The following is a 15241-nucleotide window of genomic DNA, read 5'->3' on the forward strand; positions in this document are numbered from 1 at the left end:
GGGCTGCACGGATGGTTGCAGGCGCGCGGCGTGCGCCGCGTGTTCCTGACTGGTCTCGCGACGGATTTCTGCGTGGCCTGGTCGGCCGAGGATGCGAAGCAGCTCGGCTACGAGGTCTTCGTCATCGAGGATGCCTGCCGCGGGATCGGCCTGCCGGCGGAAGGCGGTACCATGATCGATTCCGCGCGGCGCCGGCTGGCCGCGATCGGGGTGGTGTTCCTCGACAGCGGCCAGATCGGCTGACCGGACGGACTTACTTCTTCGATGCCTTCCAGGCGGTGAAGTGCGGCGCTTCCTTGGTGATGCGGTTCTGCATCTTCACAAGGCAACCCGCCTTGCCCACGGTCGCCAGGAACTCGCCCCAGGCCGGGTCGGCGGCCATCGCGGTGCGGCGCTGCTCACGGTCACCCTGGTCCTTGTAGGCCCAGAGGTGGACGACGGTGTTCAGCTCGCCTTCCACCGTCGTGTACCAGCCGAGGCAGTTCTCCAGATACTTGATCTGCAGCGGCCAGGCCTTCTCCTCGTAGAGCTTCACGAACTCGTTCATGCGGTTCGGCAGGCAGGTGTAGATGCGGACGTCGATGATCATGGGGCGATCCCTCTCCAATGGAACGCCCCATCATGGCGGGCCGCTACTGCATGTCCACCGGGACCAGATCCACGAACCAGGATTGCGGGCTCACGAAGTTTCGGATCCGGCGGCTCATCGCGCGCGGGTTCAGGTCGTGCACGATGTAGAGCCAGGGGGGGTTGTCCACGAGGCGGGCATGCGCCGCCGCATAGGCCGCGTTGAACTCGGTCTCGCTCGTCGCCCGCTCCAGCCGGGCGAAGGCTTCCTCGAATTGCGGGTCGTTCCACTGCGGCCAGTTGAAGCCGTTGGGCGGCACGAAGGCCTGCAGGAAGTAGCGCGCCGCCACCGCCGCGTCGCTCGACGGCGACGAGACATTGAGGCCCACCGAGCCCATGAGCTGCGGCGAGCCGGGCGCGGCGCGCGTCGCGTTCAGCAGCGTGTTCCACTCCGTCACCTCGAAGGTGAGATTCACGCCGCAGGCCTCGCGCAGGTTCTGCTGCAGGAACTCGTTCATCGGCAGCGGCAGCATCTGGCCGGAGCCGGAGGTGGAGATCATCACCTTGAAGGCGAGCGGGCGCTGCGCCGTGTAGCCGGCCTCGGCCAGCAGGCGCCGGCCGCGAGCGGCGTCGAATGTGTAGCGGTTCTCGGGTGTGCCGAAATTCGGGTCCGAGGGCTTGAGCCAGCCCACACTCGGCTCCGCCGTGCCGTTCAGCATCTGCACCATGCCGGCGCGGTCGATGCAGTAGTTCAGGGCCTGGCGCACGCGCACATCGCGCAGCGGGCTGTCGCCGCCCGTCTGCAGCAGATACGGCCAGACATGCGGGTAGGAGCCGGTGGTGATGGTGAATCCGGCGCCGCGCAGCGACTGGAGCGCATCGGGCGGCGGCACCTCGATCCAGTCCACCTGGCCGGAGCGCAGGGCCGCGAGGCGCGTCGTCGCCTCCGGCATGGGCAGGAGCAGGATGCGGTCCATCCGGGGAATGCGGTTGCGGTCCCAGTAGCCGTCATTCTTCGAGAGCTCGACCGAGGTCCGCGGCACGAAGCGCGTGATGCGGAAGGGCCCGGTGCCGGCCGCCGGGAGCGTCGCGACGCGGCCCCAGTCCCGGCCCGCCGCCTCGAAGCTCTGCGGCGAGGTGAAGAGCAGGTAGACCGCCATGTAGGGGAAGTAGCTGGCGACGCGGTTGGTGCGGATCGCGACCGTGCGCTCGTCCACCTTGCGGTAGCTCTCCATGATCGGCACGCGGGCGCGGGAGATTCCGCCGCCGGCGCTGTCGAATTGCGGGCTCTGGTTGTTGAAGTAGCGGTCGAGATTCCAGATCACCGCATCGGCGTTGAAATCTGTGCCGTCATGGAACTTCACGCCCTGGCGCAGGGTAAAGAGCCAGGTTTGCGGATCGGCGGGATCCTGCCGCCAGGATTCCGCGAGGCCGGGGCGCAGTGAGGCCGGGCGTTCGGCGGTCGAAAGATCCCAGAGCACCAGCCCTTCGAAGATCGGGAAGCCGAGGAAGCGCATGCCCTCGAAACCGTTGTTGGGCATGCCGGTGGTAGTGGGCACATCGGCGGCGGTCATGGCGATGCGGAGCGTGCGCGGCTGCTGTGCCCCCGCCGGATTGGGGGCCGCCAGTGGCAAGGCCAGGAGAGCGGCGGCAAGGCCGAGTCCGAGCCTGCGAAGCGTCGATTGCATGGATGAGCCTCTCCCTGTCGAGACGACAGAGATGGAAGGCCGGGCGCCACGCCCTCACAAGCTCAAGAATCGCGCAGTCGGGGCGATGTTGACCGGTACTGCTCAATCGGCGCGCAGGAGAGCCTCTCACGCGGGCAGGGAGAAGTCCTTCCATTGCCGCTTCAGCTCCGCCTTCCACAGCTTTCCCGTGGCGGTGAGCGGAAGGGTCTCCACGAACTCCACCCGGTCCGGCATCCACCACTTCGCGACTTTGCCATCCAGCACGGCCAGGACGCTTTCCTGCGTGGGCGAGGTTCCCTGCTTGGGGACCACCAGCAGCAGCGGCCGCTCGTCCCATTTCGGATGATGCACGGGGATGGCGGCTGCCAGCGCCACGTCGGGATGCGCCATGGCCAGGTTCTCGAGCGTGATGGAACTGATCCATTCGCCCCCGGATTTGATGACGTCCTTCGCGCGGTCGACGATCTCGATCTCGCCCAGCGTGTCGAGCGTCACGACGTCTCCGGTGCGGAACCAGCCATCCGGCGTCACGGCCGGGTCCTTCTCCCGGTTGAAGTAGCCGCTGGCGACCCAGTGGCCCTGGACCTCCAGCTCGCCGAAGGCCACCTCGTCCTCGGCGATGGGGATGCCGTCGCCGTCCAGCACGCGGAAGTCCACGCCGAAGAGCGGGCGGCCCTGCTTGCGGCTGTATTCCAGCTTCCGCTCCTCGTCCCAGCCGAGATTCTCGGGCTTCAGCGCGTTGAGGCTGCCGAGCGGGCTCATCTCCGTCATGCCCCAGGCGTGCAGGATGGGCACGCCGTAGTCGCGCAGGAAGCCGCCGGTCACCGCCACCGGCAGCGCCGTGCCGCCGACGACGAGGCGCGGGGGCTTGCTGAAGCGGCGCGACGGGTCGGCCTTCAGCCATTGCAGCAGCAGCGTCCAGATGGTGGGCACGCCGGCGGAGAAGGTCACGCCCTCCTCCTCGAAGAGACGGAAGAGGCTGGCCGGGTCCAGCTTCGGCCCCGGCAGGATGAGGGAGGAGCCCGCCATCGGCGCCGCATAGGGAATGCCCCAGGCGTTCACGTGGAACATGGGCACCACCGGCATCGCCACGTCCACTGCCGCGAGCCCGAAGGCGTCCGGCTGGATGGCGGCCATGGCGTGCAGCACCGTCGATCGGTGCGAATAGAGCACGCCCTTCGGCATGCCCGTGGTGCCAGAGGTGTAGCAGAGCGAGGAGGCCGCGCGCTCGTCCAGCTCGGGCCAGGCGAAGTCGCCATCCTCGGCGGCGGCGAAGCTGTCCTGGTCCATCACCAGCATGGGCAGGTCGGGCAGCGGGCCGGGGCCCATCAGGATGACGGCGCGCAGCGAGGCGGGCAGGCGATCCGCCACGGCCATGAAGGCGGGCAGCACGGAGGGATCGACGAAGACCGCGACGTCCTGCGCGTCCTCGAGGATATAGGCGATCTGGTCGGCGAAGAGGCGCGGGTTCACCGTGTGCAGCACGGCGCCCATGCCGGAGGCGGCGTAATAGACTTCCAGATGCCGGCGCGAGTTCCAGCCCAGCGTCGCGACGCGGTCGCCCGGCTTCACGCCGATGCGGGCCAGCGCCTGGGCCAGCCTGGCCGCGCCCCGAGCGACCTCGGGCCAGGTGGAGGGTTCCGCCCGGCCCTCGGGGTCCACCGAGACGATCTTGGCCCCCCTGTGATGCCGGGCCGCGTGACGCAGGATGGACGAGACGAGAAGTGGATGGTCCTGCATCAGGCCGCGCATGAAGTTCCTCCCGGTTGTTGGGAGCATCATGGCGGCCTTGCGGGCCGGATTCCAGCAATCAGTAGCGCGGAGAGCCCGGCGGCAGCTCGCGGTTCAGGATGACCTGCCCGCCGGTGGTGATCTGCCCCCGCGTGAAGTTCTGCGGGCCGATGGGAATATCCGGCACGCCCGAGGCGCCGGGCGAGGTGTCGAGCCCGGCGCAGGCGCCGAGCGCCAGCAGAAGGGCGAGGGGAAGGATACGCATCATCGTCACTCCGGTCGGATATGGGCGTCGCGGATGAGGTCACCCCAAAGGGTCGTCTCGCGCGCCAGATGGTCCCGCAGGTGGGCGGCGTCGCCGGTCACGAGTTCTACACCCTGCTCGGCCATCCGGGAACGGAGCATGGGGTCGTCGGTCGAGACGCGCAGCGCGGCGCCGAGCTTGTCCATCACCGGCTGGGGCGTGCCGGCCGGCGCGAAGACGCCCTGCCAGAACACCGCCTCGAAGCCCGGAACCGTGTCGGCGACCGGCGGCAGGTCCGGCACCAGCGCATTGCGCTCCTTCGACGAGATGGCGAGGCCGCGCGTCTGCCCCTCGCGCAGCGTGGGAAGGGCTTCCAGCAGGGCCTGGAACATGGCGTGGATCCGCCCCGCGCGAAGCTCGATCAACGCGGGCGTGCCGCCGCGGAAGGGGATATGGACCACATCCAGCCCGGCGCGCGAGGCGAGCAGCGCCTGCGCCAGGTGGTTCACCGCGCCGGTGCCGCTGGAGCCGAAATTCACCTTGCCCGGATTGGCCTTGCAGTAGGCGATGAACTCAGCGGTGGTGCGCACCGGCAGGCTGGGATGCACGTGCAGCGCGAAGGCGGAACGGAACATCATCCCCACCGGCGCCAGCTCGCGCATCGGCTCGCGCGGGGTGAGGTTCGGCTGCAGCGCGGGATTGATGGCGAGCGTCGAGGTCCCGGCCAGGATCGTGTACCCATCCGGCCGCGCCTGCGCGACGTAGGTGTTGGCGACGGCGGTGGCCGCGCCGACGCGGTTCTCGACCACCACCGGCTGGCCGAGCTCGCGCGCCATCCGCTCGGCCACCGCGCGGGCAGTGACATCGGTCACGCCGCCGGGCGCGTAGCCGGATGCCAGCGCGATAGGGCGGCTGGGAAAGGCCTCCTGCGCCCGGGCGGGGCCCGGCGTGGCCGAGGGGGCGAGCAGCGCGGGCGCGGCCAGCAGGGCGCGGCGTGGCGTCATGGCGAATTCCTCCAACTGTGACTCTTGGGGACAAGCCTCGCTGCCATCAGGCCTTCGCGCAACCGTCATAGGGTTGCAACACGGCGGGACTAATCCGCCCCGCATGCGAGAATTCACGCGATGCTAGAGATCACGGGCCTGACGCGCCGCTTCGGCCAGGTGAAGGCGGTGGATGGCGTGAGCCTGACGGTGCCCGCCGGCCAGATGGTCGGCGTCATCGGCCGTTCGGGCGCGGGCAAGTCCACCCTGCTGCGCCTGATCAACCGCCTCGCGGAACCGACCGAAGGCCGCATCGCCTTCGAGGGCCGCGACGTGACCGGCCTCAGGGGCCGCGCGCTGCGCGACTGGCGCACGGGCTGCGCCATGATCTTCCAGCAGTTCAACCTGGTGCAGCGCCTCGACGTGCTGACCAACGTGCTGATCGGCCGGCTGAACCACCGGCATGGCATCGTGGCGCGCATCGGCTCGCTGCTTTGCCAGTTCTCGCCGGAGGAGCGCGCCATGGCGCTCGCCGCGCTCGAGCGCTTCGACCTGCTGCAGACGGCGCTCCAGCGTTCCGACACGCTCTCCGGCGGGCAGCAGCAGCGCGTGGCCATCTGCCGCGCGCTGATGCAGCAGCCGCGCATCATCCTGGCGGACGAACCCATCGCGAGCCTCGACCCCCGCAACGCGCGCACGGTCATGGACGCGCTGGCCGAGGTGAACAGGCGCGACGGCATCACGGTGCTGGTGAACCTGCATCACCTCGACACCGCGCGTGAATACTGCAACCGGGTCGTCGCCATGCAGCAGGGCCGCGTCGTCTTCGACGGCTCTCCGGCCGAGCTCGATGCCGCGCGCATTACCCAGATCTACGGCATCAGCGAGGCCGAGTTCCAGGCCGAGGCCAGTGCCGCCGTGAAGGCCAATCCCGCATTCGATCTTACCGGCCAGCCCGCGCTGGCCTGACTTCCTGGAGAAGAACATGATCATCAACCGCCGATATCTCGGTGCGCTCGCGCTCGGCGCGACGATGGCGCCCGCCATGCTGCGCGCGCAGCCCGCCTTGCGCCGCACGGCCGACAACATCGCGATGCCGGCCACCGGCAAGAGGGACTGGGCCGCACAGGTTCCGACGCTGCGCATCGGCCTGCTGGGCGGCGAGAACGAGGCCGATCGCCTCGGCCGCTTCGGCGCCTACCAGAACCTTCTGCAGGAGACCTTCCAGATCCCCGTGCGCCTCTTCCCCGCCAGCGACTACGCCGGCGTGCTGCAGGCCTTCTCGGCGAAGCAGATCGAGATGTCCTCGCTCGGCTCCTCGGGCTACGCGGGCGCGTGGCTGGACACTCATGGCGGCATCGAGCCGCTGGTGGTGCCGGAGGAGAATGACGGCTCCATCGCCTATCATTCCGTGCTGATCACGCGCAGCGACAGCGGCATCCAGAACCTGGAGCAGATGCGCGGCAAGAGCCTCGCCTGGGCCGATCCGAACTCCACTTCCGGCTACCTGATCCCGCGCTTCGCGCTGCGCCGCCAGGGCATCGGCGTGGAGCCCGGCCAGTACTTCTCGCGCACCGGCTTCGGCGGCGGTCACGAGCAGGCGGTGGTCGCGGTGCTGCAGCGCCAGTACGACGGCGCCGTCACCTGGGTCTCGGGCCAGGGCGATCCGGCGCAGGGCTACAGCCGCGGCAATCTGCGCGCGATGGTGGAGAAGGGCATGCTGAACATGGCCGACATCCGCGTTCTCTGGACCTCCGACCCGATCCCGAACGGGCCGACGGCCGCCCGTTCGGACCTGCCTGCCTCCTTCAAGGAGGACATGAAGCTGTTCCACCTGGCGCTGCCCAAGACCCACCCGTCGATCTACGAGCAGGTGGAGCGTGGCGGCGGCACGGGCTATCGCGAGGCGAACCACGCGATGTTCGAGATGATCGTCGAGCTGCGCCGCGAGGAGGCTGCGGCGCGCCGCCGCCGCAGCTGAAGTCTTCTCGTGCCCACAGGCGCCGGGCTGCGACGCCCGGCGCTTTTGATGTCGTAAGGCCCCTTTCTTGACGCCCATTTCCCCAGCGATCCACGCGCAGGAAGCCGCCTTCCGCGACCTGCGCCGCCAGCGCCGCCGCGCGACGCTGATCGGCGCCGCGGTGCTCGCCGTCTGCCTGGTCGCGGCCGCCTGGGTCAGCGAGTCCTCGCCCGCCACGCTCATCGCCGGCCTGCCACGCATCGGCGAGTATCTCGGCCGGATCCTGCCCTCGCTGGAATGGCGCAACCTGTTCGCCGGGGCCGAGACCGAGGGCAGCATCGCGTTCTGGTTCTACCGCCTCGACGCCTGGCTGCTGCTGCTGCTGGAAACGGCGCAGATGGCCGCGCTCGCGACGCTCATGGGTGCGGCGGCCGCGCTGGTGCTTGCCTTCCCGGCCGCGCGTAACCTGGGCGCGCCGCGCTGGGTCTTCGTCCTCACCCGCCGCGTGCTCGAAGCCACGCGCACGGTGCCGGAGATCGTCTTCGCGCTCATCTTCATCTGGGCCTTCGGCGTGGGCGCGCTGGCCGGCATCCTCGCCATCGCGCTGCATACGACAGGCGCGCTGGGCAAGCTCTTCGCCGATGCGATGGAGAATGTGGAGATGCGGCCGTGGGACGGCACCCGCGCCTCCGGCGGCACCTGGGCGGAAGCCTGCCGCTTCGCCGTGCTGCCTGCCGCGGCGCCCGATCTGCTGAGCTATGCGATGCTCCGCTTCGAGATCAACCTGCGCTCGGCCAGCGTCATCGGCTTCGTGGGCGCCGGCGGCATCGGCGAGGAGCTCTACAAGGTGATCTCCTTCAACTACTACGAGGAGATCAGCGCCATCATCCTGCTGATCATCTTCGCCGTGATGATCATCGACCTTACCTCAGAGCGGCTGCGCCGCCGCGTCATCGAGGCCGTGGCATGAGCGCCCTTCGCGTGTCTCCCGCCGAGATCGACGCCTGGCGCGAGCGCATGCCGCGGGCCTTCGGTCCCACGGCGCGCGGTCGCGCACTGCGCCTGCTGGGCGGCTTCGCCTTCCTCGCCTGGCTCATCGGCACCCTGTGGATGTTCGACGTCACGCCGCAGCGGCTGTGGAACGGGCTGAACGGGCTGCTCGTCATCCTCCGGCTCATGTTCCCGCCCTCGCCGGGCGAGCTGTGGATGGACATCCTGCGCGGCCTCGCGGAGAGCCTGGCGATGGCCTTCCTCGGCACCTTCATCGCCGCCCTCGTGGCGGTGCCGCTGGGCTTCCTCGGCGCGCGGAACGTGGTGACGAACACGCTCTTCCGCTTCTCCCTGCGCCGGATCTTCGACGGCTTCCGCGGCGTGGACCAGCTCATCTGGGCGCTGACCTATGTGCGCGCCGTGGGCCTCGGTCCGCTCGCGGGCGTGCTGGCCATCGCGACCGCCGATATCGCCGTGCTCGCCAAGCTCTATGCCGAGGCGATCGAGAACGCGGAGAAGAAGCAGGCCGAGGGCATCGCGGCCTCCGGCGGCTCGCCCAGCATGGTGATGCGCTTCGGCATCCTGCCGCAGGTGGCGCCCATCATGTTCGGCCACGCCCTCTACTTCTTCGAGAGCAACACGCGCAGCGCGACCATCCTGGGCGTCGTCGGCGCAGGCGGCATCGGGCTGCAGATCGCCGAGCGCATCCGTGTCCGCTACTGGGACGAGGTAGCCTTCATCATCATCCTGATGGTGCTGACGGTGGCGGCGATCGACTGGATTTCTGGCCGCGTGCGACGGAAGCTTATCGGCGCGCGTTAGAGGCCCGCTGGCGGGCAGGCCAGCCCGCCGGCATTCTGCGCCGGCTGCTCCCGGATCGCCGACGTGAACTCACCCATCGCCGCGCTGAACGCGCTGAACTTCTTCCTGGCCGATGTGCGGGACGGGCTGGGCCCCTTCCTGGGCATTTTCCTCCAGGGGCAGGGCTGGTCGCCCGGCGAGATCGGCCTGGTCATGACCATCGGCGGCCTGGCCGGGGTGGCGGCCGCCACGCCGCTCGGCCTCGTGGTGGACCGCTCCCGGCGCCTGCGGCTGCTGCTCGGCCTGGCGGCCATCGCCATCATCCTCTCCTGCGGGGCGAATTTCGCGATGCCGGTGCTGGGCGCGGTGGCGCCGGCGCAGATCGTCTCGGGCATCGCGGCGGCAGTGGTGGCGCCCGCCATGGCGGGGCTGACCCTCGGTCTGGTGGGCCAGGGGGGCTATCCGCACCAGCTGGGCCGCAACGAGGCCTGGAACCATGCGGGCAACGCTACGGCCGCCGTGCTGTCCGGCGCGCTGGGCTGGATGTTCGGCCTCCCCGCCGTCTTCGTGCTGATGGCCGCCATGGCCGGCGGCTCCCTCTTCGCGCTGCTCAGCATCCCGGCGGGCGCCATCGACCACGCGGCGGCCAGCGGCGCGGCTGAGCGGGGGGACGCCTCGGCCGTACGCGTCCGTGATCTCCTGGCCCACCGGCCGCTGCGCGTGCTGGCCGGCTCCATGATGCTGTTCCACCTCGCCAATGCCGCGATGCTGCCGCTACTTGGCCAGGCCATGGTGGCGCGCGGAACGGCGGGGGATGCCAGCGCCTATACGGCCGCGACGGTGCTGGTGGCGCAGGGCACCATGATCCCCATGGCGCTGCTGGCCGCCTGGCTGGCGGAGCAGCGGGGGTACTGGATCGTCTTCGTCCTGGCCTTGGCCGCGCTGCCCCTGCGAGGTGCATTGGCCGGCCTGATTCCCCATCCAGCCGTGCTGATCCCGGTGCAGATGCTGGACGGCGTGGGCGCAGGGCTGCTGGGTGTCGCCATGCCGGGGCTGATCGCGCGGCTGCTGAACGGGACAGGGCGCGTCAACACCGGCCTGGCCCTGGTGATGACAGGCCAGGGGATCGGCGCGGCCTGCAGTCCGCTGCTGGCGGGGATGGTGGCGGAATGGTGGGGCTATGGGGCTGCCTTCCTGGCGCTCGGCCTCATCGCGGCGGGGGCCTTGGGGCTCTGGCTCGCGGCCGGCGACAGGTCGCCGTCCTGATCCACGTTTCGCCTCCCGGCCAAGGCGCCTATATGCCGGGCGTGTCCGAACCCCTCGCCCTCTACATCCATTGGCCCTTCTGTGCCTCCAAATGCCCGTACTGCGACTTCAACTCGCATGTGCGCGGGGGCGGCGTGGACCATGCGCGCCATCGCGAGGCGCTGCGGCGGGAGCTGGCCTTCGAGGCCGAGCGCATCGCGGCATCCGAGCCCGGACGGAACTCGAAGCCGGCCCTCGCCAGCATCTTCTTCGGCGGCGGCACGCCGAGCCTGATGGAGCCCGAGACGGTGGCGGCGCTGATCGCCGATGCCCGTGCCCATTTCGACGCGGCGCCCGGCATCGAGATCACGCTGGAGGCCAACCCCACCAGCGTCGAGACCGGCAAGCTGCGCGAGTTCGCCGCCGCCGGGGTGAACCGCGCCTCCCTCGGCGTGCAGTCGCTGGACGCGGAGGCACTGCGCTTCCTGGGCCGCCGGCACGACGTGGGGCAGGCCATCGCCGCGCTGGAAGCCGCGCGCGGCATCTTCCCGCGCCTGTCCTTCGACCTGATCTACGCGCGGCCGGGCCAGGCGGAGGAATCCTGGCGGGCGGAGCTGCGGCAGGCGCTGGCCCTCGCCGCCGACCATCTCAGCCTCTACCAGCTCACCATCGAGCCCGGGACGCGCTTCTTCACCGAGCATGCGCGTGGCGCCTTCGCCCTGCCGGAGGAAGACGACGCGGCCCGCATGTACGAGGCGACGGCCGAGGAGGCCGCGCGCTTCGGCTTGGCGCCCTATGAGGTGTCGAACTACGCCAAGCCGGGTGCGGAGAGCCGCCACAACCTCGCCTACTGGCGGTATGGCGACTACCTCGGCATCGGCGCCGGGGCCCATCAGCGCCTGCTGCTGCAGGGCGAGATGGTCGCCACCCGCCGCCATCGCGCGCCCGAGGAATGGCTTTCCCGCGTCGAGCAGGACGGCCATGCGACGGTGGAGGAGGAGCGCCTGACCCCGCGCGACCGCGGCCGCGAGGCGCTGCTCATGGGCCTGCGCCTGGCCGAGGGCGTGGATCCGGCCCGGATCGAGGCTCGCAGCGGCCTGACTTTCGCGGAGACCGTGGACCCCGCGATGCTCGCCGCCTGCCTGGACGAGGGCTACCTGGAATGGCGCGGGGACAGGCTGGTTGCGACCCCCGAGGGCCGCGTCCGCCTCGACGCGCTGCTCCCGGTCTTGCTTCGCTGAGCCTGGGGGCCTATCTTCCGACCATGTTCCTGAAGCGCGCCACGCTCCGAATTACTCGCCCGGCCGGTTGAACCGCGCCGCGATGCCGTGGCGCGTCACCGCGCCGGGCTCGCAGCCGCAACCCCGCTTCCCAGGAACTTCTTCGACATGACCGATACCGTTTCCGTGCTCTTCACGGTCGAGGCCGAGGCCTCTCCGTGCCTGCTGCCCCGACTGTTGCAGCCCTTCGCCAAGCGTGACCTGACGCCGGACCACATGGTGAGCCAGCATCACCGCGGCCGCATGCGCGTCGAGCTGGGCATGGAGCACATGCCGGCCGAGGTGGTGCATCTGGTCGCGGGCAACCTGCGTCAGCTGGTGGGTGTGCACCGCGTGACGGAACTGCGCGAAGCGTCCCGCGCGGCCGCCTGATCCCTTCCCCGCGCCGCTTCCCCATGTCCGCACCCGGCTTGCCGGGCGTGGACGCGGCCGTAAGTTGAGGCCGTTCAAATTCAGGGGAAACGACCATGCACATCAGGCTCTCCCGCCGCGCCGTCCTGGCGGCCGGGCTCTCGGCGCCCGCCCTCGCTCGCGCGCAGGACTTCCCGAGCAAGCCCGTCCGCATCATCGTCCCCTATACGCCCGGCGGGACGACGGACATCGCGACGAGGCTGGTGGCGGAGCCTCTGGGCCGCGCCCTGGGCCAGCCGGTCGTGGTCGAGAACCGGCCGGGCGCGAACAGCATCGTGGGTGCCGGCGCGGCGGCGACCAGCCCGGCAGACGGCTACACCCTGGTGATGGTGCTGCCCGCGCACGCCGCGAACCAGACGCTGCAGGCGGGCAAGATGCCCTTCGATTCCGTCACGAGCTTCGCGCCCGTCTCGCTGGTCGTACAGGCGCCGCTGGTCATGGCGGGCAGCAAGCACATCCCGGCCAATACGCTCCGTGAGTACCTGGCCTATGCCAAGGCGCGCCCGGGGCAGATCAACTACGGCTCCAGCGGCATCGGCGCGACGGCTCACCTCGCCATGGCGCAGCTCGCGATCATCGCGGGGGTGGAGATGACGCACATCCCCTATCGCGGCACGCAGCCGGCGCTGGCCGACCTCATGTCCGGCAATATCGGCCTGATGTTCGACACCTATTCGCCGCTGAAGGCGCAGTTCGAGGCGGGGACGATCCGCCCGCTCGGCATCGCGACGACGCGGCGCGCGCCCTTCGCGCCCGACCTGCCGACGGTGGCAGAGGGCGGCGGCGTGCCGGATTTCGACGCCAGCTCCTGGTGCATGCTGCTGGCCCCCGCGCGAACGCCGGCGCCGATCGTGGAGCGCTTCTCGGCCGAGGTTGCGAAAATCGTGCAGGAGCCCGTGATGAAGGCGAGGCTCGAGGATCTGGGCTTCGTCGTGGAAGGCCGTACGCCAGCGGCGACGGGTCAGTTCCTCGGCCGGGAGGTCGAGCGCTGGGGCAATGTCATCCGCCAGGCGAACATCACCGTAGAGTAAGTTCCCCGGGCAGCGCGCTGCCGGTCCAGAGGGCGGCGAGGAAGTCCTTCGCCGCCTCGTCGCCCAGCACGGGGCCGACCAGCTCCATGAACTTCTCGTCCAGGTCGCGGTCGGTCAGCGGTGCGTCGGGGTCGCCCTTGCGCGTCGGCTGGTGGCGGAACAGCTCCCGCCCGTCGCGCAGCCTGATCGAGACCTTGGCACTGCGGGCACCGGGGAAGGCGGCCTCGCATTCCTCGTCCAGGCTCACGCTGATGCGCGGCATGATGGCCCGCAGCTTCGGGTCCGCCAGGCGCTCGGGCGCGAAGGCGTCGAGCCGCACGCCGCCATATTCCATGATGGAGGCGATGGTGAACTGCGCGGAGAAGCGCGCCTCCTGCTCCGTCACGATGGAAGGGCGATCGCAGACATTCTTGGTCGCGGCATAGCCGCCGACATGCAGCGCCTCCACCTCGTCCGAGGCGAAGGCATGCTCGCGCTGGAGCTCGCGCGTCGCATCGAGGGCGGCGAAGATGTGGCCGCAGCAGCCGTGGTTCTTCACGGTCATCTGCGTGATGGTGAGCGGCTTGCCGATGGCGGCGATGGCCTTTTCCCACTTGCCCGTGTCCTCGCTGGTTGCCGCCGCGAAGCCGGCCGGGCCGTGCAGCACGTCGAGCGCGCCGGTCATGCCCTCCTTCGCGGACATGGCGGCGAGGGCACCTGCCTCCGCCGCGTGGCCGGGATGCAGTGGCTTGCTCATGCCGTCGCCGCGGAAGGCCTGCTGCAGACCGCCCGCCATGGTGGCGGCGGTGGCGATGGCATGCGCCGTCTGCATCGCGTCGCAGTCATAGATGACGGCCACGGCGGCGGCCGCGCCGAAGGTGCCGACGGTCCCGGTGGTGTGCCAGTAGTCGTAGTGCGAGGGCTGCACCGCCTGCGCGATGCGGCACGATACTTCATAGCCCGCGACCAGCGCCCGCAGCAGCGCTTGCATGTCGAGCTGCTTCGACTGCGCGGCGGCCAGCGCGGCCGCCACCGTCGGGCAGCCGGGGTGGTAGACGCCCCAGCGCCAGATATCGTCGAACTCGACCGTGTGGCTCGCCGTGCCGTTGATCAGCGCGGCGTGCCGGAGCCCGGTGCGCGCGCCATCCACATAGGAGACGGCGCGGCCGGAGCCACGCTCGTCGGCCAGCGCCTTGGCCATCAGCGTCGCGGGCGGCAGCCGGCAGCCCGGCAGCAGCGAAGCGAACCAGTCGATCAGCGCCCGGCGCGCGTGATGCTCCACCTCGCCCGAAAGCGGGGCCTGGCGCCAGGAGGCGGCGTGCTCCGCCAGGGCGAGCAGAGGGTTCATCGGTTGCTCCGGATCACTTCCTTGTTGATCACCATGTCCAGGTCGATGTCGCCACGGAAATGCCGGACGATGGAATCGACGCAGGATAGGCCCATGCGGCGCATGCTCTGCTCCGTCGCGGCGGCGGAGTGCGGCGTCATGATCAGGTTGGGCGCGGTCAGCAGCGGGTTGTCCTTGTGCACGGGCTCGTCCCAGAACACGTCCACGCCTGCGGCGGAGATGTGGCCGCTCTTGAGCGCGCCGGCCAGAGCCTGCTCCTGCACCAGCGTGCCGCGGGCGGTGTTGATGAAGCGCGCGCCGGGCTTCATGGCGGCCAGGAACTCGGCATTCACCATCCCGCGGTTCTCGGCGTTGGACGGGCAATGCACCGTCACCCAATCGGCCTGGGCGAGGCCCTCCTGCAGCGCTTTCACGTGGCGGAAGCCCGCGCCCTTCACCGTGTTCATCGGCACGTTGGGGTCGCAGATCACGACATCCATGTCGAAGGCCTTGCAGAGCCGGGCCACGCGGCCGCCGATGCGGCCGAAGCCGACCACCAGCACCGTCATGCCCGCCAGGTCCCAGGTCACGGGCGCGTCCTGGCTGCTCCACTTGAAGGCGCGGGTGTTGGCGTCGAAGGCCTTGGTCCCGCGCGCGAGGTTGAGCATGAGCATCAGCGCGTGCTCGGCCACGCTCAGCGCATTGGCATCGGCGGTGACGGTCAGCGGAATGCCGCGTTTCGAGAGCTCCGGCACGTCCACGGCGTCGTAGCCCACGCCATGGCGCGCGACGATGCTCAGCTTGGGCGAGAAGCTCAGGAAATCCGCGTTGATGGGCGTGGCGCGGACAATGATGGCCTCGGCCTTCTCCATCGCGCGCTGGAGGTTCTCGCGCGAGGTGTCGTGCACGACCTCGACGGTGAAGCCGGGCTCGGCCTCGAGGGCGGCGATCGCGTCGGGATGGACGGAGCGCAGCAGGGCGACGTGGGGCATTCGGTTGTCTTC

The 15241-nt window shown here is 70.0% G+C and carries 16 protein-coding genes; 9 read left to right on the plus strand and 7 right to left on the minus strand.

Going from position 1 to position 15241, the window contains the following annotated elements; all coding sequences use genetic code 11:
- Nucleotides 1-39: 39 nt before the first annotated feature.
- On the plus strand, nucleotides 40-243 hold the full coding sequence (locus WJM96_RS01325) for an isochorismatase family protein (RefSeq protein WP_424810612.1): 204 nt from the start codon (nucleotides 40-42) through the stop codon (nucleotides 241-243).
- Nucleotides 244-253: 10 nt separating this feature from the next.
- Here the strand turns inward: WJM96_RS01325 and WJM96_RS01330 are convergent, their stop codons facing one another.
- The 5 genes from WJM96_RS01330 to WJM96_RS01350 form a co-directional block, all read right to left on the minus strand.
- On the minus strand, nucleotides 254-589 hold the full coding sequence (locus WJM96_RS01330) for an NIPSNAP family protein (protein WP_424810613.1): 336 nt from the start codon (nucleotides 587-589) through the stop codon (nucleotides 254-256).
- A 43-nt stretch (nucleotides 590-632) separates the two neighbouring features.
- On the minus strand, nucleotides 633-2255 hold the full coding sequence (locus tag WJM96_RS01335) for an ABC transporter substrate-binding protein (RefSeq protein WP_424810614.1): 1623 nt from the start codon (nucleotides 2253-2255) through the stop codon (nucleotides 633-635).
- A 126-nt stretch (nucleotides 2256-2381) separates the two neighbouring features.
- Nucleotides 2382-4007: a long-chain-fatty-acid--CoA ligase gene (locus WJM96_RS01340; RefSeq protein ID WP_424810615.1), complete on the minus strand. Its 1626-nt coding sequence runs from the start codon at nucleotides 4005-4007 to the stop codon at nucleotides 2382-2384.
- A gap of 58 nt (nucleotides 4008-4065) precedes the next feature.
- Nucleotides 4066-4254, minus strand: coding sequence for a hypothetical protein (locus WJM96_RS01345; protein WP_424810616.1), 189 nt, complete (start codon nucleotides 4252-4254; stop codon nucleotides 4066-4068).
- A gap of 2 nt (nucleotides 4255-4256) precedes the next feature.
- A complete protein-coding gene (locus tag WJM96_RS01350) occupies nucleotides 4257-5234 on the minus strand; it encodes a Bug family tripartite tricarboxylate transporter substrate binding protein (protein ID WP_424810617.1) in 978 nt (325 codons plus the stop codon).
- A 120-nt stretch (nucleotides 5235-5354) separates the two neighbouring features.
- Between WJM96_RS01350 and phnC the strand changes: the two genes are divergently transcribed.
- The 8 genes from phnC (at nucleotide 5355) to WJM96_RS01390 (ending at nucleotide 12931) form a co-directional block, all read left to right on the plus strand.
- Entirely contained in the window at nucleotides 5355-6182 is an 828-nt protein-coding gene (gene phnC, locus WJM96_RS01355; RefSeq protein WP_424810618.1) for a phosphonate ABC transporter ATP-binding protein, read from the plus strand.
- Between the two features lie 16 nt (nucleotides 6183-6198).
- Nucleotides 6199-7194: a phosphate/phosphite/phosphonate ABC transporter substrate-binding protein gene (gene phnD / locus WJM96_RS01360; RefSeq protein ID WP_424810619.1), complete on the plus strand. Its 996-nt coding sequence runs from the start codon at nucleotides 6199-6201 to the stop codon at nucleotides 7192-7194.
- A 67-nt stretch (nucleotides 7195-7261) separates the two neighbouring features.
- Complete coding sequence (gene phnE / locus WJM96_RS01365) at nucleotides 7262-8143, plus strand: phosphonate ABC transporter, permease protein PhnE (protein WP_424810620.1); 882 nt, start codon at nucleotides 7262-7264, stop codon at nucleotides 8141-8143.
- Complete coding sequence (gene phnE / locus WJM96_RS01370; protein WP_424810621.1) at nucleotides 8140-8985, plus strand: phosphonate ABC transporter, permease protein PhnE; 846 nt, start codon at nucleotides 8140-8142, stop codon at nucleotides 8983-8985. Before phnE (WJM96_RS01365) ends, phnE (WJM96_RS01370) begins: the two co-directional genes overlap by 4 nt.
- A 63-nt stretch (nucleotides 8986-9048) precedes the next feature.
- Entirely contained in the window at nucleotides 9049-10230 is a 1182-nt protein-coding gene (locus WJM96_RS01375; RefSeq protein WP_424810622.1) for an MFS transporter, read from the plus strand.
- A gap of 32 nt (nucleotides 10231-10262) precedes the next feature.
- Nucleotides 10263-11450 carry a radical SAM family heme chaperone HemW gene (hemW, locus tag WJM96_RS01380; protein WP_424810623.1) on the plus strand — a complete coding sequence of 396 codons (1188 nt, stop codon included), beginning with the start codon at nucleotides 10263-10265 and terminating at the stop codon, nucleotides 11448-11450.
- A 147-nt stretch (nucleotides 11451-11597) separates the two neighbouring features.
- A complete protein-coding gene (locus WJM96_RS01385) occupies nucleotides 11598-11861 on the plus strand; it encodes a hypothetical protein (RefSeq protein ID WP_424810624.1) in 264 nt (87 codons plus the stop codon).
- A gap of 95 nt (nucleotides 11862-11956) precedes the next feature.
- On the plus strand, nucleotides 11957-12931 hold the full coding sequence (locus tag WJM96_RS01390; RefSeq protein ID WP_424810625.1) for a Bug family tripartite tricarboxylate transporter substrate binding protein: 975 nt from the start codon (nucleotides 11957-11959) through the stop codon (nucleotides 12929-12931).
- Here WJM96_RS01390 and WJM96_RS01395 read toward each other — a convergent pair.
- Nucleotides 12918-14258, minus strand: a complete 1341-nt coding sequence (locus WJM96_RS01395) for an MmgE/PrpD family protein (protein WP_424810626.1) — start codon at nucleotides 14256-14258, stop codon at nucleotides 12918-12920. The genes WJM96_RS01390 and WJM96_RS01395 overlap by 14 nt on opposite strands.
- Complete coding sequence (locus WJM96_RS01400; protein ID WP_424810627.1) at nucleotides 14255-15229, minus strand: NAD(P)-dependent oxidoreductase; 975 nt, start codon at nucleotides 15227-15229, stop codon at nucleotides 14255-14257. The genes WJM96_RS01395 and WJM96_RS01400 overlap by 4 nt, the downstream gene beginning before the upstream one ends.
- Between the last annotated feature and the right edge of the window lie 12 nt (nucleotides 15230-15241).

This window comes from Roseococcus sp. YIM B11640, from assembly GCF_049727625.1.
Classification (GTDB): Bacteria; Pseudomonadota; Alphaproteobacteria; order Acetobacterales; family Acetobacteraceae; genus Roseococcus.